22 protein-coding genes and 4 pseudogenes are annotated in these 21,187 nt (G+C 64.2%); 8 read left to right on the top strand and 18 right to left on the bottom strand.

Annotation, left to right across the window (positions count from 1 at the left end):
* Window positions 1-55: 55 nt before the first annotated feature.
* Together B597_RS46170 and B597_RS24885 are read right to left on the bottom strand one after the other, a co-directional pair.
* Window positions 56-226: pseudogene (locus B597_RS46170) on the bottom strand (nitroreductase family protein); the annotation flags it as partial.
* A 143-nt stretch (window positions 227-369) separates the two neighbouring features.
* A complete protein-coding gene (locus tag B597_RS24885; protein WP_226924937.1) occupies window positions 370-678 on the bottom strand; it encodes a winged helix-turn-helix transcriptional regulator in 309 nt (102 codons plus the stop codon).
* A 171-nt stretch (window positions 679-849) separates the two neighbouring features.
* Here B597_RS24885 and B597_RS24880 point away from each other — a divergent pair, with 171 nt between their 5' ends.
* Window positions 850-1,599 carry an SDR family oxidoreductase gene (locus B597_RS24880; RefSeq protein WP_024161572.1) on the top strand — a complete coding sequence of 250 codons (750 nt, stop codon included), beginning with the start codon at window positions 850-852 and terminating at the stop codon, window positions 1,597-1,599.
* Window positions 1,600-1,626: 27 nt separating this feature from the next.
* Here the strand turns inward: B597_RS24880 and B597_RS24875 are convergent, their stop codons facing one another.
* Window positions 1,627-1,902, bottom strand: a complete 276-nt coding sequence (locus B597_RS24875; protein ID WP_082321452.1) for a helix-turn-helix domain-containing protein — start codon at window positions 1,900-1,902, stop codon at window positions 1,627-1,629.
* A gap of 266 nt (window positions 1,903-2,168) precedes the next feature.
* On the opposite strand from B597_RS24875, the pseudogene B597_RS47230 reads away from it, so the two are divergent.
* Window positions 2,169-2,366: pseudogene (locus B597_RS47230) on the top strand (DUF3363 domain-containing protein); the annotation flags it as partial.
* A gap of 160 nt (window positions 2,367-2,526) precedes the next feature.
* Here the strand turns inward: B597_RS47230 and B597_RS47480 are convergent.
* Window positions 2,527-2,736, bottom strand: a pseudogene (locus B597_RS47480) (transposase); the annotation flags it as partial.
* A gap of 22 nt (window positions 2,737-2,758) precedes the next feature.
* On the opposite strand from B597_RS47480, the gene B597_RS24865 reads away from it, so the two are divergent.
* The 3 genes from B597_RS24865 to B597_RS24855 are packed head-to-tail and all read left to right on the top strand — an operon-like array spanning window position 2,759 to window position 4,898.
* Window positions 2,759-3,496, top strand: a complete 738-nt coding sequence (locus tag B597_RS24865; protein WP_223123710.1) for a CerR family C-terminal domain-containing protein — start codon at window positions 2,759-2,761, stop codon at window positions 3,494-3,496.
* Window positions 3,497-3,533: 37 nt separating this feature from the next.
* A complete protein-coding gene (locus tag B597_RS24860) occupies window positions 3,534-4,142 on the top strand; it encodes a sll1863 family stress response protein (RefSeq protein ID WP_003296513.1) in 609 nt (202 codons plus the stop codon).
* Window positions 4,143-4,190: 48 nt separating this feature from the next.
* A complete protein-coding gene (locus B597_RS24855) occupies window positions 4,191-4,898 on the top strand; it encodes a hypothetical protein (RefSeq protein ID WP_003296512.1) in 708 nt (235 codons plus the stop codon).
* Between the two features lie 292 nt (window positions 4,899-5,190).
* Here the strand turns inward: B597_RS24855 and mobH are convergent, their stop codons facing one another.
* On the bottom strand, window positions 5,191-6,993 hold the full coding sequence (mobH, locus tag B597_RS24850; RefSeq protein WP_003296511.1) for a MobH family relaxase: 1,803 nt from the start codon (window positions 6,991-6,993) through the stop codon (window positions 5,191-5,193).
* A gap of 306 nt (window positions 6,994-7,299) precedes the next feature.
* Here mobH and B597_RS24845 point away from each other — a divergent pair, with 306 nt between their 5' ends.
* Genes B597_RS24845 through B597_RS24835 form a run of 3 tightly spaced genes read left to right on the top strand, consistent with a single transcriptional unit; the run spans window position 7,300 to window position 8,474 of the window.
* Window positions 7,300-7,617, top strand: a complete 318-nt coding sequence (locus tag B597_RS24845; protein WP_003296510.1) for a type II toxin-antitoxin system PrlF family antitoxin — start codon at window positions 7,300-7,302, stop codon at window positions 7,615-7,617.
* Window positions 7,617-8,075, top strand: coding sequence for a type II toxin-antitoxin system YhaV family toxin (locus tag B597_RS24840; protein ID WP_003296509.1), 459 nt, complete (start codon window positions 7,617-7,619; stop codon window positions 8,073-8,075). The genes B597_RS24845 and B597_RS24840 overlap by 1 nt, the downstream gene beginning before the upstream one ends.
* A 27-nt stretch (window positions 8,076-8,102) precedes the next feature.
* A complete protein-coding gene (locus B597_RS24835) occupies window positions 8,103-8,474 on the top strand; it encodes a DUF3742 family protein (protein WP_024161569.1) in 372 nt (123 codons plus the stop codon).
* Between the two features lie 26 nt (window positions 8,475-8,500).
* Here B597_RS24835 and B597_RS24830 read toward each other — a convergent pair whose 3' ends face one another.
* From B597_RS24830 to B597_RS24775, 13 genes and pseudogenes are all read right to left on the bottom strand, one after another.
* Window positions 8,501-10,009: a conjugal transfer protein TraG N-terminal domain-containing protein gene (locus B597_RS24830; protein WP_003296506.1), complete on the bottom strand. Its 1,509-nt coding sequence runs from the start codon at window positions 10,007-10,009 to the stop codon at window positions 8,501-8,503.
* Window positions 10,010-10,022: 13 nt separating this feature from the next.
* On the bottom strand, window positions 10,023-10,373 hold the full coding sequence (locus B597_RS24825) for a hypothetical protein (protein ID WP_003296505.1): 351 nt from the start codon (window positions 10,371-10,373) through the stop codon (window positions 10,023-10,025).
* Entirely contained in the window at window positions 10,370-11,767 is a 1,398-nt protein-coding gene (locus B597_RS24820) for an integrating conjugative element protein (protein ID WP_024161568.1), read from the bottom strand. The genes B597_RS24825 and B597_RS24820 overlap by 4 nt, the downstream gene beginning before the upstream one ends.
* 10 nt (window positions 11,768-11,777) lie before the next feature.
* Window positions 11,778-12,710, bottom strand: a complete 933-nt coding sequence (locus B597_RS24815; protein ID WP_003296502.1) for a TIGR03756 family integrating conjugative element protein — start codon at window positions 12,708-12,710, stop codon at window positions 11,778-11,780.
* Window positions 12,707-13,132 carry a TIGR03757 family integrating conjugative element protein gene (locus tag B597_RS24810; protein ID WP_003296501.1) on the bottom strand — a complete coding sequence of 142 codons (426 nt, stop codon included), beginning with the start codon at window positions 13,130-13,132 and terminating at the stop codon, window positions 12,707-12,709. Before B597_RS24810 ends, B597_RS24815 begins: the two co-directional genes overlap by 4 nt.
* 210 nt (window positions 13,133-13,342) lie before the next feature.
* Window positions 13,343-13,534: pseudogene (locus B597_RS46155) on the bottom strand (JAB domain-containing protein); the annotation flags it as partial.
* A gap of 210 nt (window positions 13,535-13,744) precedes the next feature.
* The gene (locus B597_RS24805) at window positions 13,745-14,506 is read right to left on the bottom strand and encodes a DsbA family protein (protein WP_024161566.1); all 762 of its coding nucleotides are present in this window, start codon (window positions 14,504-14,506) and stop codon (window positions 13,745-13,747) included.
* Window positions 14,507-14,521: 15 nt separating this feature from the next.
* Window positions 14,522-17,398, bottom strand: coding sequence for a conjugative transfer ATPase (locus tag B597_RS24800; RefSeq protein ID WP_024161565.1), 2,877 nt, complete (start codon window positions 17,396-17,398; stop codon window positions 14,522-14,524).
* The gene (locus tag B597_RS24795) at window positions 17,398-17,832 is read right to left on the bottom strand and encodes a TIGR03751 family conjugal transfer lipoprotein (RefSeq protein WP_003296495.1); all 435 of its coding nucleotides are present in this window, start codon (window positions 17,830-17,832) and stop codon (window positions 17,398-17,400) included. Before B597_RS24795 ends, B597_RS24800 begins: the two co-directional genes overlap by 1 nt.
* Window positions 17,813-19,222 carry a TIGR03752 family integrating conjugative element protein gene (locus B597_RS24790; protein WP_015879493.1) on the bottom strand — a complete coding sequence of 470 codons (1,410 nt, stop codon included), beginning with the start codon at window positions 19,220-19,222 and terminating at the stop codon, window positions 17,813-17,815. Before B597_RS24790 ends, B597_RS24795 begins: the two co-directional genes overlap by 20 nt.
* On the bottom strand, window positions 19,212-20,114 hold the full coding sequence (locus B597_RS24785; protein ID WP_003296493.1) for a TIGR03749 family integrating conjugative element protein: 903 nt from the start codon (window positions 20,112-20,114) through the stop codon (window positions 19,212-19,214). Before B597_RS24785 ends, B597_RS24790 begins: the two co-directional genes overlap by 11 nt.
* Window positions 20,111-20,791 carry a PFL_4703 family integrating conjugative element protein gene (locus B597_RS24780; protein ID WP_015879492.1) on the bottom strand — a complete coding sequence of 227 codons (681 nt, stop codon included), beginning with the start codon at window positions 20,789-20,791 and terminating at the stop codon, window positions 20,111-20,113. Before B597_RS24780 ends, B597_RS24785 begins: the two co-directional genes overlap by 4 nt.
* The gene (locus B597_RS24775) at window positions 20,788-21,186 is read right to left on the bottom strand and encodes a TIGR03750 family conjugal transfer protein (RefSeq protein WP_003296492.1); all 399 of its coding nucleotides are present in this window, start codon (window positions 21,184-21,186) and stop codon (window positions 20,788-20,790) included. The genes B597_RS24780 and B597_RS24775 overlap by 4 nt, the downstream gene beginning before the upstream one ends.
* Window position 21,187: the final 1 nt, after the last annotated feature.

Here is a 21,187-nt window from a genome sequence, read left to right as displayed (position 1 = left end):
GCTGCGACAGCGGCGCCTCGATCAACCGGATCTCGACTTCGGGTTCTTATGCGGCCAGCGTACCGCAGACGATAAAAGCGACGGAGGCATCCACGATCTTCCGCTGTCCGAAGGCTGTCGACTTCAGGCGGGCCTTGGCCTCGGGAGATCGCGCGGCGATGAATCGCCAGTTCTGGAGGTTGTACGCAGACGGAGCCTTCGTCGCTTGGGCGGCACCCCGCCGCAATAGGGAGGGTGCGGGGCTACGCCCCGGCTTGCTGCGGCAGGTTGTGCCAAAGCATGCCGTCCCCGACGCTGGCGGTTCGTCGCCTGTGCGTCACGAAGGACGGTTCACCGACACACCGCCCATCGCGGCGGGGCGCACCGGGGTTAATCGTCCCCGGCCAATTCCCCGCCATGTGTCCGCATCCAGTTGGCCAGCGAGTCCAGCGTCGGGCGCAGCGAACGGCCCAGCGCCGTGATCTGGTATTCCACGCGGGGGGGCACTTCGGCATAGATCCGGCGCTGCACCAGCCCTCGGCGCTCGAACAGGCGTAGCTGCCGCGTCAGTTCCTTCTGCGTGATCGGGGCGACGGCGCGTTGCAGTTCGCTGAAACGCACGGGCGCACCGATCACGATCAGGCGATACAGGATAGGAATTGCCCACTTGCCCGAGACGAGGTTGACGAAGCTCACCATCGGGCAAGGTTCGGCCGCGCCCGATGGCTGCGAAGACGACGATTTGGTGGGCGGTGCGTGACCGGGCATGACGATCCTGGAGCCTCCTTTGTATCCACTGGGTGCCTACTATGCAAAGGATACCATTGGGAAAAGAATGTGGCTTTCCAACCGAATCACAGGAAAGCACACATGAACCGACTGCAAGACAAATTCGCCCTGGTCACGGGCGGCACCAGCGGCATCGGCCTGGAGACTGCCCGGCAGTTCATCGCCGAAGGCGCCACGGTCGCCATCACCGGCCGCGATGAGAAAGCACTGGAACGCGCACGGGCGGAATTGGGCGGCAGCGTATTGGCGATTCGCTCGGACGCGGGGGACATCGGTGCGCAGTGCGAATTGGCGCGGGTACTTGCACAGCAGTGGCCGCGACTGGACGTGCTGTACGCCAACGCAGGCGATGTCACCCACCGGCCGCTGTCGGACTGGGACGAGACGGCCTGGGATTGGCTCATGGCGATCAACCTCAAAGGCCCGTTCTTCCTGATCCAATCGCTGTTGCCGCTGCTGGCCGATCCGGCATCGGTGATCCTGTGCGGATCGACCAGCGCCCATATCGGCCTGCCACAAAGCAGTGCCTACGCCGCCAGCAAGGCTGGCCTGCTGTCGCTGGCGCGCACGCTGTCGGCCGAACTGGCCGTGCGCGGCATCCGGGTCAATGGCTTGAGTCCAGGCCCGACCGAAACCCCGGCCCTTGGCAAGCTCGGGCTGTCCCCCGAGCAGCAGAGCGCCATGCAGGATGAAATCCGCAAGCTGGTGCCCATCGGCCGTATGGGAACGCCGTGGGAACTGGCGAAGGCGGCCGTCTTCCTCGCCTCGGACGAATCGCGCTTCGTCGTCGGAACGGAATTGCTGGTCGATGGCGGCGTGGCCAGTCTGTAGCTCGCCAGCCTGTGGCGCGATGCGCGACTACGGCGTGTCGCGTTCCTTCAATACGGCCTCAAGCTCCTGGCGCACCTGCGCCAGGAGCTGATCGGTCTTGCGCGTGCTGTCGCCAGCATAGGCCAGCGTCAGCAGCGTGAGCGGATGCACTTCCATCACCTCGCACAGTTCGTCCAGCTTGCTGATGGTCGGGCTTTTCAGGTCGCGCTCCAGCGTACTCATGTAGGTGCGGCTCGACACGTCGGAGAACGCTTCCTGGCTCAAGCCACGCGCTTTCCTGACCGTCTTCAATGCCCTCGCCAACCAGGGCGCATTGTGACTATTTCACTCTTACCTAAGACCTGTCCGGTCTGAAACCGCACTCTTGCGCCGAAGCGGAATCACTCTGCTGCAAACAGTTATGGTCTTTGGCGCGGACTGCGGCACGGTGTCCGATGCTGCCCGTCAATTCCTAGCGGCGCAGCCGTCGCATTCAGACGATTTTCGCAATGCACCGGAGCCAGTCGGTCTTGACAGCAACCGCTACAGCCTAACCCGATAACGATGACGCTTTGATGTTGAACCGGTAGCCCCGCATCACGAAAACCCAGCGCCTGCTGCTGATCGGCCGCCTGCAACGCTTGCAGCGCCTGGGTCTGGCCGACGAGATGCAGCTCGGCACCTGGGCCGTCCATGCGGACGCGGAGAAGACCTTGCGCGCCCTGGGCGAGCGCGGCGACATTCTCCGCGCGACGCAGCGGGCCATGCGCGGCGAGCCGCGCGAGCTGGGCGCTCCTGCCCGCTTGGTGGCACAGGATGGTGGCGCTCGCTCGCACCAGTGCGTGGTTGCACTCTCGCAGCAGGGGGACGAGTGGGTTCAGCGGCATAAGGGTTGATCCGGGTGAAGTCGAGCCTAAGGGCGATGCGAAAGAGCACTGTGCTCATCCTCTCGAAGCTGATCCGGCCACGCGCTTGGCGCTTGGTGACCTGGAAGGACCCATTCAGGGCTTCCAGGAGGCCGTCAGCCTGGTGGGGCTGTGTCCAGGCGACGATGCCCTCGAAGTAGTTTCGGATCAGCCAGGCGACGTCCCTCATCGGCTTGAGACCCCTACGACCGTTGCCACTGGCCACGAGTCCCCCAATTCTTCGCAGTTCCATTACCATTGAAAAGATCGTTCGTATGAACTATATTTTTATCGGAACAGCCGGAGGATGTATGCCAAATCATGCCGAGACAACCAGCGGCCACGAGGCCCGCAGTGCCAGGACCCGATCACAGTTGATCGAAGCGACGATTGATGTTGTCGCTGCCGTTGGCTACGAGGGGGCAACCACACGCGCCTTGTCCCAGGCGGCTAAAACCAAGCTGTCGGCCATTCCCTACCATTTCGGCAGCAAGAAGGAACTCTATCTGGCAGCAGCGGACATGATCGCCGAATATGCGGCCGATCGCTTCGGTGAGGCTGCGGCCCTGCTCGACGATACATCGGACGTTGAGCTTTCCGTTCGCTTCGAGCATGCGCTGATCCAACTGCTCCACACCATGCTGGAGGATGCCGAGCCGCATGCCTGGACGGCATTCGTGGCCCGTTGCGCTTACGACAACGACGACGCCTTCGCCCTGATTCATGAACGCGCGATCACTCCTCTGCAGGAACGTCTAGTACATGCCGCCAGCCAATTTAGCGGTCGATCCTCCAATGACGAGGGGCTGCGGCTGCGCGTCATCGCAATTCTGACGGCAATTTTCAGTTTCAGGTTTCTGCGGGGCGTGATGCTCCGTGGTATGGACTGGAAAAGCATGCGGAACCAAGCCACCAAGCAAATCACGGACATGATCCACGATCTCTGCCGAAGCGGCTTTCTTGCTGTTTGGCCGGCCGGTGACGGCACGGACCGAAAAACAGGCCCCGCCTGATTCCATTGATCTCTCTCCAATTGAAAGGAAATGCACCATGACTCTCCAATCCTACATACACCAGACCATCGCATGGGCGAAGCACCGTCTCGATGAGACTGATGCCATTCTTTCCCAGGTCGAGAAATCGACCGCCGATATCAAGGAAGATGCCCGCAAGCAAGCCGATGCAGCTCGCGCACGCCTCGCGGCGTCCCGCGCGAAACTACAGCAGTACTACGATGATTTGCGCGCCCAGGCGGACACCGCGAAGCAGGAAGCGGGCGAAATTCAGGATAAGCTCGAAGCCGAATGGATTGAAGTCGAGTCCGCCCTCCAGCAGTTTGTGACCACGACCGGCGACCAAGTGAAAACCGTGCGTAGCATTGTCGTCGTCCGTGCGCACGCACAGCGGCAAGCGTGGCAAAACTCGCTAAAGGATTTGCGTGACCAGGCGGCTGATGCCGTTGAGAAGGCCCGCGGCGAACTCGATACCGCGTTCGATCACCTTTCTACCGAGACCGAGAAGTTCCAGGAGCGTATCGGTGAGGTCAAGGACGCCGGCGATGAATCCTGGCGTGCCGTCAAGCAGGGGTTCGCCGATGCCAAGGCTGCTCACGCCGTCACGGTCCAGAAAATCAAGGATGCCTTTTCCAAGGTTATCTGAACCTAGACGCCACGTTGCTTTTGTTTTGGCTCATCAGGAGAAATCACCGTGAAACTTCGCTTTTCCACGATCGCCTTGGCGCTGCTTGCCCAAGCAGCGTTGTTGTCGGCTCATCCCGCCCTGGCGCAAAATGTAGGAGCACAGGCCGATTCAGCCGCCACACAGAAGGAGCCCTCAAGGGTTCACCAAGCACTGGCGTGGTCGCAGGATCGGCTGGCCCAGCTTGATGCCAACATTACCGCTTTGGAAAAAGATGCCAGCAGGCTCCGGGGCGAGGCACGCACCAAGGCCGATGCGGCGTTGGCGGATCTGCGCAAGCAGCGGGATGCCTATCGCCGCCGGGCTCAAGATGCTGCAGCCAACGCACAGAGCTGGAGCGATGCCCAGATTGCCGAAGCACGTCAGGGGCTCGACAATGATTGGGCCGCCTTTCAGGCCGCCCGAGACAAATATCTTGAACAAAGCAAGGCCAGCATCGCTACGCGCCGCGCCGTATTGGAGGCGGAACTTGAGGCGCAGCAGAAAGCGCTTGCGGGACTGCGAGCCGACGCGGCCAAGCTTGAGGCGGATCAGCGCACAGCCATTGAAGCGCGTATTGCTGCACTGAATGCAGATGTGGAGGAGACCAAGGCCCGGGTCTCAAAAGCCTCGGCCGAGGTATGGGAGACCACGAAAAAGAGCTATGGGGAAGCCCAGCGGCTCTTTTCCGAGACATATGCGTCCATCCGTCAGTCTATTGACGAAGCTTCGAAGTAAATTTCCTTACGCCGAAGACGTGGAGAGCCCCTAAATATTCCCGTCTCTGGCTCACGCCTCCGGTGAGGGGCGGGACGCATGGAACTTCGTCACTTGCGCTGTTTTCTGGCCGTGGCTGCGGCCAGTCCGAAACGCCACCGAAGGCCAACACCTCGGAAGCGAATATTCCAACGGTGGAAGAACTGGCTGTTCGCCGGCAGCCTGCGGGTGGAGGCGATGCGACACTGACCACAATTTTTCGCCTGGGTCAGCGAGACGTGGCTGTGTCTCGATTTGAGCTGTTGATCCCCGCTTATTCAGACTTGATTGAGAGATAAGGGTTGTTGGGCGGAATCTCGGCGAGCAACTGGGATGCATCTTCCAGCAGATAGCCATGCAGTCGGCGGGATTTTCTAGGACCAGTGACATCGCAAGTCCAGATGTTCAGGCCATTGGGATGTTTGCGATGAAGTTGTAGCCGCTCGAAGCGCTTTTGTACCCACTGCCAATCCTGCTGGTTGTCCTGTTTGGCAAGCGTTCCGACCCCCGGGTATTCTTGTGCATAGCGTTGGAACACGCCTGGGCTGACTAGATAGGCTGTGTCGCTCACCGTATGCACAAGCGCTTTCGCGTCATTGATGATGAGTCGGCGTGAGGTCACTCCCTGTTTCAGCCACGCCATGAAATGTTCGCCCGACGGGTGTGCTGCCTTCGAGGATGGTTCGGTGCGTACCGGATGTGCCGCGCCCGCGGCAGCCGTTGCTTCCTGTCGGGTGCCGGACGTGTCGCTCATGCCCACCGTGGCCAACATGTCCTCCATAACGTCAGGTACGGGCTGGGCTACGGGCGGCGAAGTGGGGGCGATGCTGCTGTCTTCCCAAGGCGAGATTTCCGCGCCGCTCGGGGCCGACTTCGCCACTGCCGAAGGTGGGATGGCTGGCGCACCGGCCTCGTTTTCCGCGGGTGTCGTATCGATCGCCACCGTGCCGGCAAAAGGCGACGGCCGCTTGCCAGCTTCCCAGATTAGCGCGGGCGCGAGACGCAACAGGGTGAACGAGTGGGACCAGCCATTGGAACTGGTCACGGTCGCCCGCCAAACCGCCTTGTCGTCCGGTGTAGGCTGCAACATGCCGTGATCCTGTAGCACGTTGAACACTGCGGTGTTGTTCGCAGGGATGCCATCGATGCCCTGGGCAAGCAGGTGAGCACGCAGCTTGTCGGAGACCGTCTTGCTCACCAGCCACAGCGCTTCCTCGGTGAGCCAGCCATCGGAGGCCTCGGGCTGATTCAGCTTCAACTCTTCCTTGAGCAGATAACGCAACCCGTCCAGCAGCTTGCGTTGCAGTGCGTGCTTGGGCGCTGCCATGGCGCGGGCCGGATCGCCGCCCAGTTCCTGAGCCACCGACGCCCGGTCTGCTTGCACGACGAGCTCTCCCAGGACACCGGCATGTTCGTACTGACCGGCCAGCACATAGAGCAGCGGTGCCCAGAGAGCCGGATAGTCGCTGAGCCAGTCCAGGACGTGGCGGTCGAGCAGTTGGCGATAGAGCAAGCCTGTTGCGGCGCTGTGCAGGCGGTACTCGCGGTCATCACGGTAGCGGAATCGGTACGCCTGGTGCAGCGGGCCATGCCACGGATGCCAAGTACTGCCGTCGGCCAGTTCGACGTGTAGATCGACGGCGATCTTGCCGATGTCATGCAGCAGCGCGGCATAGGCGACTGCAGCGGTCCAGGCCTCGGCTTGCGCCGCCTGGTCTTCGGGGCTGGCACCGATGGGCAGCAGATGGGACTGCCGCAGTTTCAGGCTGTAGGCGACGATCTCCAGGCCGTGGTCCAGCATGCCGCCCGGGTAGGCATGGTGATGCGCCTCGGAGGCCGGGAAGGCCTGGACCAGTTCGGCGTAGCGTTCCAGGGGCGTGCGGTACAGGGTGGCGAATTGCCTGCGTGAGAGCGAGGTGCGCTGCCAGATGTGCTCCAGCAGCTTCTGCCGGCGTGGGGTGGCCAGCAGCGATGCGGCCGACTCAGGACGCAGGAGCCCTTTCGGGATGGCGGTGACGGGTGGTGGCGTCGGTGCGGCAGCGACCGGGGGCCGTTTTCGCTGGAACAGGGAGAGCATGTGAGGTGTCCTAATGACGGGCCGACTGGGAGGCCTTTTGGCCTTTTCGGGTAGGGCCTTTCCCCTTGCACCCCATTCCCTTCCCCTTTTGGCCCCTTGGCCCTTAAGCCTTTGGGTATAGGGCGACGGGCATCGATCGTCCACCGCCAATGCGGGGTGCGGCAAAGCCGGTTTGATGCGGGAAGGCTCGCTGTTCCCGCCCTACGATGGGCCGTATATTGGATTCGGAAGGACACCATGGGCCCCTATATTGACAAGGTAAGGATAATTCCTTACGATACAGGCATCGCTATCGGGAGAGTTGCCATGTCTGTCATTCATGAAGTCGCCACGCTGACCTCCAAAGGCCAGATCACGCTGCCCAAGTCCATCCGGCAAGCCCTGGGTGTGGATACCGGCGGCAAGGTTGCGTTCGACCTGCGTGACGGCGAAGTCGTCGTGACCCGTGCCGACGCCGAGCACGAAGACCCCGCCATAGCCGCGTTCCTGAGCCTGCTGGCCCGCGATATCGAAGCTGGCCGGAATGTTCGTGGGCTCCCGGAGGATCTGGCTCGCACGATGCTGGAGCATTCGGGCCACAACGTGGTCCTGGGCGACGATTTCGATGAAGACGTGGCAATCTGATGCAACAGCATGGCTGGACGCTGCTGTTCCATGACAACCTGATCGAGCAGTTGATGAAGCTGCGTGCGGCCGTGCTGCGCGCACAAGAGAACGACCCGGAGGGCTTCGGGTCCAACACCAACGTCAAGTTCTTCCGGGCCCTGGTCCAGTTGATGCAAGACGTGGTGCCGGGCGATCCAGCGCGAGACGAGTACCGCCAGGGCAACACCATGGGGCCGGCTTATCGCCACTGGCGACGGGCCAAGCTCGGAAGGCGGTACCGGCTGTTCTTCCGCTACGACTCGAAGGCGAAGGTCATCGTGTACGCCTGGGTCAACGACGAACAGACCCTGCGGTCATCGGGGAGCAAGTCAGACCCCTATGCGGTGTTCGAGAAGATGCTCGGACGCGGAAACCCGCCAGACGAATGGAACGCATTGGTAAGGGCAAGCAAGCCGGATTGGAGCAAACGGGAATAGCCATCTCACATGCAGCAGGTGACGACCATGAACACGACAACCCGTAGCAGTACCGCAGAACGCCTTGGCCGCTGGCTTGGCCGTGGATGGCGGGGCTACGTGCGTCGTGAGCGGCGGGTGGCCGCGTGGCTGGTGTCGGCTGGTGCGCCGAACGGTGTTGCGACCGCGCTGGTGTGGATCGTCAAGCTCGCTGTGCTGGGAGTGCTGCTCTATACCGCCTTCTGGTTGGCGCTGCTGCTGGTGTGCCTGCTGCTCGTGGCTCGTAGTTTTGGCAAGGGTAGCGACGACCTCTCGCAACCGAGCACGGAGTTGCGCCACGGCGAGGCGGGGTTCGGCCTGTATTCGTCGGATGGGCACCGTCTCGATCCGCACGACCCCAACAATCCATACGACGATTAAACCTGTCAGACACTGGCAGCGCCGGATCAGCGCGTCGCCCTGTTCACGCCTGATGCGGTGCTGTCCTTCGCGTCCTTGGAACCCGTCGCGAGATTCTGCGCGACCACACCGGCCTTCACGCCGGCCCACCCCAACGCGGCGACCCAGAACGTCGGCAGCACCAGAAACATGGTGCCCATGACGAGCATCAGCAGCATGTCGCCAAAGGTATTGTTCAATCCGATCAACGGATCGAAATTGCTGTGTGGCCGATTCCAGCCCCAGCCCCACCCGTAGAGCGCGTCAAGGATCGTGCTGTCGATCCAGCGGGCCAGTTGAAACCAGAAGTCCACAAAGAACAACGCGAACTGGACCGTGCTGATGGTGATGACGGTCTTCAGATCGTAGGTGCCCACCACGAGCACAATCGGAATGCAGATCACCAGAGACATCTTCAGCAGAGAGAGCACCATGGGCAGTGCCTGGCGCATCACATCGAGGGCTGGAAAGGCGGCGATTGCGCCCAAGGTCATGCCGACGTCGCTGGTGGCACGATTGACGATGTTGGGTAGCGTCTTGTCGATCTGCCCGCCGTAGTCGGTATAGACGCTGCCCTGGTTAAGCTTCTGCTGGCGCGGCGAGGCGATGGTGCGGATCACCGAGTCATCAACCTCGGCGCGGCTCAGGAAACCGGCCCAGCCGGCGAGGCGGTTGAGCAGGCTGGGATCGACCTGTTCGAGCAGGCGGGTGCGCAGGCCGTTGCCGCTGTCGCTCCACCATTGGCGGCAGGTCGGATAACCGGCGCCGCTCGGCACCTGCGCCAGGCCGGCATCCCGGTTGCTGTCGTAGGCCCAGCCGTCGCGCGGCGTCCTGGCCCGGTAGGTGTCGTAGTAGCCCGCATTGTCGAGGAAGAACCGAGACCCGATCCAGGTGACGTCGTGCATCTGCGCCTCATCGAGATCCGGCCGGCTCATGAACAGCTTGGCGCGTGCAGGGCCATAACAGTCGTGGGTGAAGTCCGAGACTTCCTGTGCCAATACGGGGTCGTCGATGCGCGTGGCATTGACCTCCATGCGGATCTGCCGCAGGTCGGTCCCGCATGGAATGGCGGCGACCGAGGCGCCGGTGATCGCGCGCGACAGCGCGTGCATGAAGGCCCACCACACCGGTACGCGCGCGCTCTGGTTGTTGAGTGTGCTGAACGACTGCGACCAGCCGGTTTCGGTGGGCTGAGGAACGTTCACCTGGCACTGCGCCGAGCGCGCCTGGTCATAGTGAATGGTGTTGAGGTCGACGTCGATGAAGGGGATGCCAGCGAACATCACCACGACGATCGCTACCCAGACGCGGTTCTCGATGCGCACCGAAGACAGTGCGCCCTTGTTGCCTTCGTCCGCACCCTCGGCACGCGCCTTGAGCCATTCCTGGATGATGATCGCCACGAAGGGAATGGCGAACACGCCGCTGGAAACGAGAACCGCCCAGATGCCGTTATGGATGATCCAGCCCAGCAGGGTCAGGTAGTACTCAAGGTAGTCCGTGGTGAACAACGTCATGTCCGGCCTCCCACTACGCCGCTTGCATCAGCAGGCTGGCCTCAAGCGCGACAATCCCCGCCACGCCGGCGATTTCGGCGCGCAGGAGGCGGCGCTTGGCTTCCGTGCCGGTTTCGCGCGCCAGCAGGCGCCGGCGCATCCATACCCACCCGTAGCCCGTCGCGCCGTATAGGCACAGCCGCCACAGCAGGAAGTAGCCGGATGCCTCCGCCAGCCAGCGTTCCCAGCCGACGACGCTGCCGAGGTAGTGGATACCCGCGATGTTGGCTGCCACCGCCGCCGCAAGCAGCAGCATCGTCCACAGCAGCGTCTTCGCCACGCGCCGGTTGAACAGCCAGCGCGGGCGCAGCCAGGTCGGACTCATGGCGTACCTCCTGGGTTGGGCCGCTGCAGCTGGTCGAGGCGGTCGGGCACGGGGTCGCCCTCGTAGATGCCTCGCGAACCGGCGGCCCGGGTGCTATGGCGCTGGATGATCGCCATCGGCGAGTTGTTGGCGAGCGTACGGCGCAACTCCAATTCGGTCTTGAGGTTTGAAATTTCCCGGTCGAGCGCGCCGCTCTCCTGATCGACGGCAGCCACCGCCAACTGGTTGGCGGCGACGTTGGGTTCCTTCCTGCCGGTCAGCAAGGTGCGTTGCAGCAGCAAGGCTTTCTCCAGCACCGATGCCAGTGCCACTTCCGAGGCCAAGCGCTGTGCCAGGATGTGCTGATCCGGCTCGTCGCGCAGCGCTTCGATGACGCCACGGGTGATCGGCAGTGACACGCTGCCGGCGTCGCGCAGGTTCTCGAAGGTGGTGTTGCGTGTGCCGTCGATCAGCTCCTGCAGCGTCTGCAGCTTGGTGTCGTACTCTTCCTGGATGAGGGGTGTCAGGCCCACACCCGGAACGGTTTCGGTTTTGGTGCAGGCGTCGCAGGTGCGCTGCTCCTGTTCGCCGAGCACGCGGGTGGCCCAGTCGATCGCTTCTTGCGGGGAGGTCCAGGTCTGGCAGGCCAGGCTGTTGCAGCTCGCCGCATCGATGGCCGAGGCGTCGGTCACGCTGCGGCCATTGACGAGGTTGTAGCCGGCCCTGGTAACGTCGCTCACCACCCTGATCGCCGGCTGACCGGCGCCGCCGGCGTTGTTGCCCCCGACCCACGGCACGCCGTCGTTGCCCCGGCGCGTCTCAGCCTGCTCAATGGCCGACACCGCATCCGTGCTCGACACGGCATCGCGCAGCGCCATGCCTTCCGCCATCTGGCTCCAGCCAAGCTGGCCGCCGGCCATGTCGGCCATGCGTTCAGCCATCGACCTGCAGGTCAACTTGGAGCGATCGAAATCCAGCCTTGCCTGGAGGACGCCATTGGTCAGCAGGTTATACAAACCTGGGTCGGCCCTCTGGATGATCAGAGCCGGAAGCGACGCAACGGCGCTGGTAGCGCTCTGGATCACGTTGCTCATGATGTTTTGAAATCCGTTGGTCAGCCCGTTGAGCTGGTTCTGGATCGTGGTGCTGATGCTCATGTCGCCGCAGATCAGGTTGCTGTTCCAGCCGGCCCCGACCCCGATCGAGCGCATGCCCGCAGCGCCGCTCATGGAAACCGCGTTACCGCCACCGATCGAGTACATGACTTCGTCGCCGATCACGCTGCCGCTGGTCTGGAAGCCGCCGCTCTGAGCCCATGCCCAGCCACTGGCCAACGCGAGCGCGCCGGCCAGTATGGCCGGCCGCCACAAGTGATCTGCAAGCATGGAATGACGGCGACGGTCAGGGCGCTTCATCGTGGTGTCCTCAGTTGAAATCCACACTGCCAAGGAAGGTCTGCCCGCGGCGCTGGCAGCAGCTGTACGGGCGCCACAGCGCCCAGGCGTAGTCGCCCCGTTGTGCCTGGGGCAGCGACCCGGCATGGGGAAACACGGTGCAGCTGTTGGAAAGGCGTGGGGTCAGTTGCTGCCACTTGCCCGTGCTGGCGTCGCTTTCGATCAACGCGCCGGCCGGCCAGTAGCCGTCGCGCGCGTTCGCCAGCAGCGGCTGGTACACATGCAGTTGGCCGCGGCGGGTCACGATGTCGCCAGCACGCTGGGCGACGACCGCCCCGGCCTTGTAGTCGTCGGTCTGGTGCAAGAACCCGCCACGCGGGTACACGGCGCCCCAAAGATTCAGTCCGCTGCGTGTGCCGATCTCGCGCATACCGGGGATCAGCGCCTCGGGGTACACCGCCTCCGGGACGTTGTAGCGCCAGGCCAGGGTGTCGAGCGTGCTGAGCAGGTACGGCATGAAGGCAGTACCGGCGCCTGCGCAGATGTAGCCGGACGCCGAAGCGAACTGGCTGAATACCTCGCCGCCCGGGTGGCCGATGACGTCGGCGTTCTTGAACTTTGCAAGATTGTTTTCGTGATCCTCGTTGGTGGTTCCGTCACCACCGGCCTGCGCCGTGGCATTGGGCTGGCTCATTGCCCGCGCCTCGACCCAGGGATTCTCCCCGGTGTTGCTGTAGCTCGATACCACCGCGTCGGGAACGTAGTGGCGTACCTTGATCGACGTGCGCACGGTGCAGCCCGTCCAGGTGCAATACAGCCAGTAGCAGATCCCGGTGACCCGGTATTCGAGGCAGTCCGGCGACAAGGTCGAGGAGATGATGGTGGCGGTGTTGAGGGCGAAGCTCGACGTGGCACTGCACAGCAGCGCGACGGCGGCCCCGAGCCGCAGGCGACGGGAAATCATGGCTGTCCCTCCCGGTAACGCTCGATGCGGACCAGCGCCTGGCCGAGGTCGCTTTCCCCATACACGACGTAGCGCTGATCGACGATCACCGCCGGAATGCTGGTGATGCCTAAGCTCCAGGCATCGGTCACGCCCTGGTAAGCCTCACGCATGCGCTGTTGCAGCGCTTGGCCACCTTCGTTCAGCCGCCGCTGGACGAGCGCCGCGGCCCGCTGCGGATCGTCCGGCAACCGGGCCGACAGTTCCGCTTCGATGGCCTGCGCCGCGTCGAGCTGGATGATGCGATCCGCCGCCTGGGCACCGGCCACCGGGTGGCGGACGTCCGTCACGATCCAGATCTCCGCTGCGGTCACGTTGCCGGCGACCAGCAGCAGTGCCGGAAGGGCCAGCGTCCGGCTGAGGTGGGCAAGAAAGGTGTGCATGGACTTCGCGTCTCGGGGTGAATGACCCTGGTAGTCGAACCCATGGTGCAGATGCCCACCACGAACAATGCGCACTGTGACAATCCCTGTTTCTTGGGGATCGGATAGCTGTCCCGTGGAGCGGAGAGGCCTTTCAGGGAAGCGAAAAAAAGCATGGACCTGGGCAGGTCCATGCGTTGGATGGGGCTTGGCAGACACGATCAGGTGCTGCTACAGCAAGCCGCTCTCGGCAAAGGAGTACGGTTCGCCCTGGCCGATGATGAAATGATCCAGCACACGGATGTCGATCAGATCCAAGGCATCCCTGAGCCGGCGGGTGATCATGCGATCGGCGGCACTGGGCTCCGAGTTCCCCGAAGGGTGCTGGTGCGCGAAGATGACGGCGACGGGATCGCGCTCCAACTCGATACAGGAGTCTTCGGGGGAAAGTACAGCAGTCATGGAAACCTCCAATGGAAGAGCGGAGGCACCCCATGGAGGCGGAACCTCCATGGGAATGACGGAAGGAAGAACACACATCCACCAGCGCGGGAACGCTGGCCGTTCGCCTCGGGATGCGTTGCGAACGAAGGTCAACGCAGCAGTACTGCGCCGTAGCCTTGAAGACCTCGGCTACCTGGGCATGTCGCCATCGTCGATGGCGGACAAACCTGCAGCGCGAGCCGGAGCGGCATCCGGCGCGTCGCCCATCAGCAGAAGATCCATGGCGGACAGCAGCGCATCGCCTTCGACCGGCCCTTGCAGGAGCAACGATCGCCCGGTCTGGCGATCCTCCAGGCGCAGGCTGGGGGTGGCGGTGATGCCGCCGTGCGCGCCTTGCTCGGCCTGATCGCGCACGATGAGCTGGGGACGTTCGCTATCCAGGCAGCGCTGGAGCGCCGGTGTCAGCCCTGGATAGCGAAGCCCCCCGGGCAGCCCCTGGCCGCCGCCGCGCGTGTGCTGGTACAGCCAGCCGACGGCATCGAAGAAGGCCCCGTGCCCGCCGGTCTCGCCCGCACACTCGGCCACACGTGCCAGTTCCGAGGCGGCCGGCTCGTGTATCGCCAGCGGCAGGTGATGCCATTGCAGACTGACGTCGGCATGCTGGTCGATCCAGCTCTTCAGGCTCGGGTAGTAGGCCTTGCAGAATGGGCATTCCAGGTCTGCAAACAACGTCAGCACGAAACGGGCGTCGGCCTGGCCGTGGCGCCACGGCGGACCGCCCGGGTGGTGCTGAGTGGTCGGGGTCGGTGCGGCATCGGGACTGTCGCGCAGCACCACGGCGAGCAGCGCGAACAGCAGCACCGCAAGCAGGCCGACGGCACATAGCAACAGGCGCAGACAACGCCGACGACGTACAGCCGGTGGCGGGTTCGTTGAGCGATGGAGAGGCATGGCGTGCTCCGGCCGTCAGGAGAGCAGATCGGCGTATGGCAACGGCTCGATGCCGCGCGCCCGGTCGATGTTCTCGGATACCTTGAGCGCGGCTTCCAGCTCGTTGATGCCGAACTGCTGCATGAGCCGGTATCGTTCGGCTTTCTCTTCGGGTTCGGTCTGGGCCAGTGCGAGATACAAGCTCGGCGGTACGGCCCTGAACAGCACCTCCATGCTCTTGGAGAGAATGACGCCCTCGCTGAACTTCCCGGATTCCTTCCTGGCCGAGAGCATCAGTGCCTTCTGCGCTGGCGACAACTCGCGGAACCTGGCAATTTTTTCGACTTCGTCCGGTGGCATCGACAGGCACAACCACCACTCGATCATATTGAGCATCGGCTCCGCCGCCCTGGGCAGATCGTCGATGTTCTGCGTTGCCAACCAATACCAGGCGCCCAATTTTCTCCACATCTTGGTGATCTTCACCACGTACGGAGACAGCAAGGGATTGCGCGTGATGATGTGGCCTTCATCGGTCACGTTGAGGATTGGCCGACCGAGAAACTGGTCGCGTTCCGCAATGTTGTTGACGGTATTGATCAGGGAGATGTAGGCGATCGAGAGCTGGGCGTTGTAGCCCTCCCTGGCATAGGTGGCGAGATCGACGACCGTGATGTCGGCTTCCGGCCAGGGCGTGCCGGGACGGTCGAACATTTCGCCGTCTGAGCCTTGCGTGAAGATGTCCATAGCGTCAGCCATCTCCAACAACCGCGTGCGACGGGTTTCGGGCAGGGTCGAATCGCGGCCGCGCTCGCGCAGCGCGTCGCGCACGTCGCGCGTGAGCACATCCCGGTCTTGCGCGACGCAGTGGCGGGCGGCGTCCAGGATGCACTGGCGGATCAGCGAACGATCGGCACGCGTCATACGTGCCTCTTCCTTGTCCTCACCGCCCGTGATCATCAAGCGCGCGGTGATCTCAAGCTCGCCGAGCACATCGCGCTGCTCGTCCGCATCCACGGCGGCCGGGTCGGTAGGCTGTTCCTCATCCAGCGCATCGGCGTCCAGCGTCTGCACATCACTGGGGGATTCAATCAACCGGCGGGCATCGGCGAACGGCGCGAGGCTCACGCCCGAACCGGGCGCGAGCTTGACCCGGTTCACCGACAGGCCCAGCCGTGCGGCGAAATCAGCCAGCAAGCCAAAGGAATTACCGGCCTCCACGATGAACATGCGTGGGCGATAGATCGCGGCGACCTGGTTGAGGATGTTGTTGAGCGTGGCCGACTTGCCCGAACCCGTTGGCCCAAACAAAAACAAATGGGCATTCATTTGCCGATCCAATCTGCTGAACGGATCGAACGTCAATACTCCGCCACCGCGATTGAACAGCGTGATGCCGGGCCTGCCCGTACCCTGGCTGCGTCCCCATGCCGGTGACAGATTGGCGGCATGCTGAGCGAACATCAGTTGCGTGTACCACTGCTTGCGGTCCGCGCCGGGGTTGTAGACGCAAGGCAGCCAGCGCAGATAGCTGTTGAGCGGCGCGACTTCGTCTTCTTCACGGACTGGCTGCAGCCCGGCGTTGAGCATCACGTTGGCGAGCTGCAGGCCGCGCCGGTCCAGTTCGTCTTCGTCGTCGCCGGAGAGGTAGAACGCCAGCGAGCCGCGATACAGCTTGTGAGAGCTGCCGATCAGCGAACGCGCCTCCTGCACGTCCTGGAGCGCCTGCTCGGACGCCAGGGTTTCTCCGACTGACTTCTTCGCCAGTTGGTTGAGGTGCGCTTCCAGGATGTCCTGCGGCGTCGCAACCAGCGTCAGGCACATCACGGTGCCTTCGGGCAGCTGGTCGAACAGCGTGTTGATCGCGTCGCCCTTACGCGTTTCGCCGGTGAGATGGCCGGTGGCCGGCGGCATGCGCAGGCGGTCGGTGACCATGACCCGGTGCGGCAGGCTATCGAAGTACCACAACCCCAGCTCGGCGTCGGAGCGCGGCTGGCCGAAGAACAACCTCTGCGAGAAATCCTTGCCGCTGGCGAGTTCGATCTCGTCAGATTCCGGCGCGTCCGGATAGGCCGCCAGCCGGTAGAAGCGTTCGCGATCCTGCGCCGTCGGCCCGAGCATGGTGGGCCGGGGATTGAACCAACGCAGCAGCCAGTCATGGATCTGCGGCGCATCCAGCCGGCGCGTCTGGATACCCGCGTTGGACAGGCCGCCAATCAGGCGGTCGCACACGACGTTCAGCGCCTGCTCGGGTGTCTGGCCGCGGCGGCCGGTCTGGCCCGCAGCGCGGCGATAGACCACCATCCGCACGCGCCGGCTCTGACCGCGCCACGGCAGGCGTGTGACAGCCGTGTCCTCGAACAGCCCGCCGGATTTGGCAACGGCGCGGAGATGGTGGGCGAACGAGGTCAGGTAGAACTCCGTGAAGCGGCTACCCTCGGCACGCGGCTGAACGTAGCCGCGCAGCGTGTCCAGGTACTGGTCAAAGTTGGCCTCGTCCTGGGCGTAGAGCTGGAGCACCCATGGATTCGCATCGAGCTCGTCGAAGCTGTCCTGCAAGGCGTTTTCCAACGCATCGCGTGCCCGTGCCAGCCAGGCGGCCTCGCGACCTTCAGTGCCCAGCGGCGTCAGCTCGAAAAAGGCGGCAACCGAGACGCCATCCTCAAGCAGCATGCACTGCGAATCCGGCAGGTACTCAACCCACGGCAGCAGCGCGACGAATGACGGTGCCGCATCGTACAGTGCCTGCTCATCGGCCACCGTGGCCGGGCGGCTGGGCGCGACCGCCTCGCCGGGTTCGGGAATGCCGGCCTCGCGCAGCGCGCGTACATGGCGCGTCCAGCCATCCTGCCGGTCATCGATCTGCGCCGCATCGTTAGGTGCCCGCCGGCGCCAGGGCAACGACCAGGCCATCAGTACGCCTCCGTGCGTTCGCCCGGCATCGCGTACTGGACGCGCTGATACAAGGGGAAAACAGTCGAATAGCCTGGCACCGGCACGGGATCGGTGCCGGCCAGATGCGGATACACATACATCACCAGGTCTGGATTCGGCAGCCTCGGGAACTGGTGATGGATTTCGTTCGCGGCCGTACGCGTGTAGCGCATCTGCTCGGCGGGCGCGGCCTGTACATCCGCATCCGTCAGCGGCCGGCGCAGGCTCTGGCGCGCGTCCAGCAGTTGGCGGCGAGCCACCTGACCGCTGCCGCCGTCGCCGGCCGCCTGGTGCCAGATGTCCTGCATCGTGCGGCCGCCATGCGGCATCAATTCTTCCTTGCTGGTGGCGCAGCCGGCCAGCGCCGCCACGGCCGCCGCCAGCAGCAGCGGTTTAATCCAGTTCGAGTGCATGAGCTTCTCCTGCGCGATGGTCGACGCGGCGGCCTTCGGGGTCGTAGTCAATCTCAAGGGGTTTTTCGAGATGAACGGCGACCTGTGCGCCGGGCTGGACATAGACCGCCGCGAAGGCTTGGCCGTAGAGCCGGTTCACCCACTGCGACATGTCCTGCACGCCGCCGGCGAGGATGCGTCCGACCGCCTCGTTGGTGCTGATGCCGACCGTGCCGATCGAGCCATCGGCACCGACATAGGACATCTGGCCGCTGTCGGAGTCGATCAGCGAAGCGACGCCCGCGCCCGCGGCGGTGATCAAGGCCTGGGTACCGAGATACTGCTGCGCATTACTGCGGCGTTCGCCACTGACACAAGGAATCCCATACGGATCGCTGATCCAGCCCAGGCCATCCTGCTGGTTGTTCTGCTGGCTGCTGCGCTCGCTGTCTTCGGGAATCGTGCGCACAGTCCCGTCATGGAACACGAACGTGATGCTACGTACCTGCCCCCTGACGCAGGACAAGGTCCAGTCGCCGCTGGCAGTGCCACTGAACACCGCGCCAGCCACATCCGGGATGTCGATGCCGTTGGCGGTCAAATTGTCCGGCCCGACGAGGACTTTGAACGGGAACGGGTCGTTGACGGTGCCATCGACCGGGACACGGCCGATCAATGCGGTCATCGCGACCGATCCCATCAGGGTGGAGTTCGTCGGTACGGTGTAGACCGCCTGGGCCGTCTTGACGCCGGCAGCCCTGGCACCGGCATCGGCAACATGCCCGACGGTGGCCTCCAGCGTTTTCTGTGCCGGTCCGAAGCTGGTCGGGAAGCTCAGGCTTGTACCCGCGCCGCCGCGTCCGTCGGTCTGCCTGGCGTCATCCGGCTCCACCCAGCGGATACCGCCTTCGCCAGCGAAACCATCGCCGTCACCTTCGCGCAAACCCAATCCGACCGGCAGATCGGCATGACCGCCGCCACCGATGTTCTCCAACCGGCGCTGCAGATCCTGCAACAGGCCTTCGGTCTGCCGGCGCTCGCCGGCCAGTTGCTCCTGGTCGCGACGCAATGCGGTGCGCTCGGCTTCCAGCGCCGTGCCGATACGCTGGTCGATCGCGCTTTCGCGCTGGCGCAGGCGTTGGTTTTCCTCGCGCTGGGTGCGGTTGTCCGCCGTGGCCGTCTGCAATTCGGTGCGCAACTGCCGCACCTGCGCCACCAGGGTGGCGACCGTATCGCGGGGCGTATCGCCCTCGATGCCGAGCGCCTGCATTTCTTCGGCGGTGAGCTGCGGTTCGGCATCGACGCTGGTGGGGGGCTGGTCGCCGCCGCCGGAGAACAGGCGGATGCCAAAGAACAGCACCAGCAAGGCGACCGGAAGCACTAGCCATTTGAGCAAGCCGTTACTGCGCATCTCCGGACTCCTTGAGGTCGTGACCAGGAGCGACCTGGGGCAACAGTGCGGCCGGGTCGAAGCGGTGGATGGCCGGCAGCAGCGACTGCGGCAGGCCGCGACCGCGCGTGACCAGATACAGCACCGTGGTGTCCTCCGGCGTACCGCGCGGACCGAGCGTCGGATGCTGGAAGGTGGCGGTGAGAAAGTCCCCTTGCAGCGCGCGCGGATCGAGATCGATCCAGCCGCCGCCGGTATGGGTCAGCCGCACGGCGGTCACCCACTGATCCTCCAGCCGCCATGCCGCCAGCGCCTCGGCGCGTACAGGCAGGGTCGGCAGCAAGGTATCGAGCGGCAGGTCGCGGCGCAGATTCACGCGCATGACGCCGGGCACGGGCTCCACGGTGCGAAGCGGCGCGTACAGGTTCTGGGCCGCATAGCGGGTCAGCACCACTGCCACCGGGGTTTCGCGCCGGGGCGGACGGGCTTGATCTGGGGATGGTGCAGCGGTGCCGGATTCCTGTGCCTGGCCGTAGCGCTGCGGCGTGGCGTTGCCCTCAACGATGCGCACTGGCTCCAACGGCGGCTCGCCGTCCTTGGCCGGCTCGGCAGCGATGTCCAGCAGGATCAGCGCGCCGCTGTCAGCATCCTGCAATTGCAGTCGCGTGGGCTCGATCGGTTCGCTGGCGCGCAGATAGACCGCGCCGCCGGCACTCTGCACGCGCAGCCGGTCGCCGACGCTGGCCGGAACGCCGACGCGTACATTGCGATCCACGAACACGATGCGTTCCTCTCCGACCTGCAGCGGCACGGCCAGAGGCAGGCGCTCCCAGCGCAGGATTTCCACGGCATGGGCCATGGGCACGAGCGCGCAGGCCAGCATGCCCAGCCAGACGAGAAGGCGGGTCTTCATGGGGAGTCTCCTTGCTGGCCCAGGCCGCCGCGAGCAGGTGGCTCCGGTTCGGGCGTGGCGATGCGCTGCGGCGCACCGTCGTAGCAGTCGAGAACCAGGCCGAAGGGGTTGCGCGCGGGATCAACGTCCGACCGCGCGACTTTGAGCGGGTAGCGCACCAGCGCGCGCTTGACCTGCTCCGGCCCGTGGTACTCGTCCGCGCTGAGATCGAGCGTCACCACCCAGTTGCGATCGGAGACCGTGCGCACGCGCGCGGTCGGGTTGTCGCCGTAGCCGCGCCCGGGGATCTCATACACGCCACGCACCCGCTGGCGCAGCTCTCCCGTAGAACGGCGGTAGTCATAGTCGGCCTGCAGAAAGGCGCGGCAGGCGGGGGTGAAGTACGGCGATAGCGCATGCAGGTTGCGCGCGTAGTCCTCTTCGCCATTCGTGGGCCAGCGGTGCAGTTGCTGCCACACATAAAAAGTGAATGAATAGACGCTTTCCGGCGGCACGTCCCACCAGGGCCGGGTGCTGCCTGAGCGCAGATCGGGCGGAACGTGAATGGTCAGGTCGCGGGGCGCGCTCCACCAGCCGCCGCCCATCACCAGCGCGATCAGCAGCAGCGCAACAGCACCCAGGCGCAGGGTCTTGATGTGCGCCTGCAAGTGCGCGACTTCGTTCCGGAAGCGGCTCATCGCGCTACCCTCCGGTTCGACCAGCGGCCCGAACGCGTGATCAGTGCATGCCCGCCGATCCAGCCGGCTACCAAGGGATAGCGGGTCGCGATGCGCCATTGCAGTTGGCGGTACAACCAGGTGTCGGGTCTGCCGCGTTTCTGACGGCGCAGGATGCCTCCGCCGATGAACACGCCGAAGGCGATACCCAGCACGATGAAGGTGGGCGCGATCGCGATGGTCGAGAACAGCCAGGACAGGGGCGCGCCGACCAGCAATCCGGCTGCGCCGGACAGGCCGCAGCAGATCCACAGCTCGTCCGCCGTCAGGCCGCGCACCACCACGGGATGCCGGTTGAGCCGGTGCGGAAGGAACATCACGGTGCCGTCCGCACGGATGTGCTGATGCTCGGACATG

The sequence above is a fragment of the Stutzerimonas stutzeri KOS6 genome (genome assembly GCF_000307775.2).
In the GTDB taxonomy this organism is placed as follows: Bacteria; Pseudomonadota; Gammaproteobacteria; order Pseudomonadales; family Pseudomonadaceae; genus Stutzerimonas; species Stutzerimonas stutzeri_B.
Note: the sequence above shows the minus strand (reverse complement) of the source record. Positions and strands in the feature narration are given on the sequence as shown.

What these genes read in the sequence shown, in the direction of transcription:
- B597_RS24885 (WP_226924937.1), bottom strand. Translation starts at nt 678, where the DNA reads ATGGTGAGCTTCGTCAACCTCGTCTCGGGCAAGTGGGCAATTCCTATC.
- B597_RS24880 (WP_024161572.1), top strand. Translation starts at nt 850, where the DNA reads ATGAACCGACTGCAAGACAAATTCGCCCTGGTCACGGGCGGCACCAGC.
- B597_RS24865 (WP_223123710.1), top strand. Translation starts at nt 2,759, where the DNA reads ATGAACTATATTTTTATCGGAACAGCCGGAGGATGTATGCCAAATCAT.
- B597_RS24860 (WP_003296513.1), top strand. Translation starts at nt 3,534, where the DNA reads ATGACTCTCCAATCCTACATACACCAGACCATCGCATGGGCGAAGCAC.
- mobH (WP_003296511.1), bottom strand. Translation starts at nt 6,993, where the DNA reads ATGCTCTCCCTGTTCCAGCGAAAACGGCCCCCGGTCGCTGCCGCACCG.
- B597_RS24845 (WP_003296510.1), top strand. Translation starts at nt 7,300, where the DNA reads ATGTCTGTCATTCATGAAGTCGCCACGCTGACCTCCAAAGGCCAGATC.
- B597_RS24840 (WP_003296509.1), top strand. Translation starts at nt 7,617, where the DNA reads ATGCAACAGCATGGCTGGACGCTGCTGTTCCATGACAACCTGATCGAG.
- B597_RS24835 (WP_024161569.1), top strand. Translation starts at nt 8,103, where the DNA reads ATGAACACGACAACCCGTAGCAGTACCGCAGAACGCCTTGGCCGCTGG.
- B597_RS24830 (WP_003296506.1), bottom strand. Translation starts at nt 10,009, where the DNA reads ATGACGTTGTTCACCACGGACTACCTTGAGTACTACCTGACCCTGCTG.
- B597_RS24825 (WP_003296505.1), bottom strand. Translation starts at nt 10,373, where the DNA reads ATGAGTCCGACCTGGCTGCGCCCGCGCTGGCTGTTCAACCGGCGCGTG.
- B597_RS24820 (WP_024161568.1), bottom strand. Translation starts at nt 11,767, where the DNA reads ATGAAGCGCCCTGACCGTCGCCGTCATTCCATGCTTGCAGATCACTTG.
- B597_RS24815 (WP_003296502.1), bottom strand. Translation starts at nt 12,710, where the DNA reads ATGATTTCCCGTCGCCTGCGGCTCGGGGCCGCCGTCGCGCTGCTGTGC.
- B597_RS24810 (WP_003296501.1), bottom strand. Translation starts at nt 13,132, where the DNA reads ATGCACACCTTTCTTGCCCACCTCAGCCGGACGCTGGCCCTTCCGGCA.
- B597_RS24805 (WP_024161566.1), bottom strand. Translation starts at nt 14,506, where the DNA reads ATGCCTCTCCATCGCTCAACGAACCCGCCACCGGCTGTACGTCGTCGG.
- B597_RS24800 (WP_024161565.1), bottom strand. Translation starts at nt 17,398, where the DNA reads ATGGCCTGGTCGTTGCCCTGGCGCCGGCGGGCACCTAACGATGCGGCG.
- B597_RS24795 (WP_003296495.1), bottom strand. Translation starts at nt 17,832, where the DNA reads ATGCACTCGAACTGGATTAAACCGCTGCTGCTGGCGGCGGCCGTGGCG.
- B597_RS24790 (WP_015879493.1), bottom strand. Translation starts at nt 19,222, where the DNA reads ATGCGCAGTAACGGCTTGCTCAAATGGCTAGTGCTTCCGGTCGCCTTG.
- B597_RS24785 (WP_003296493.1), bottom strand. Translation starts at nt 20,114, where the DNA reads ATGAAGACCCGCCTTCTCGTCTGGCTGGGCATGCTGGCCTGCGCGCTC.
- B597_RS24780 (WP_015879492.1), bottom strand. Translation starts at nt 20,791, where the DNA reads ATGAGCCGCTTCCGGAACGAAGTCGCGCACTTGCAGGCGCACATCAAG.
- B597_RS24775 (WP_003296492.1), bottom strand. Translation starts at nt 21,186, where the DNA reads ATGTCCGAGCATCAGCACATCCGTGCGGACGGCACCGTGATGTTCCTT.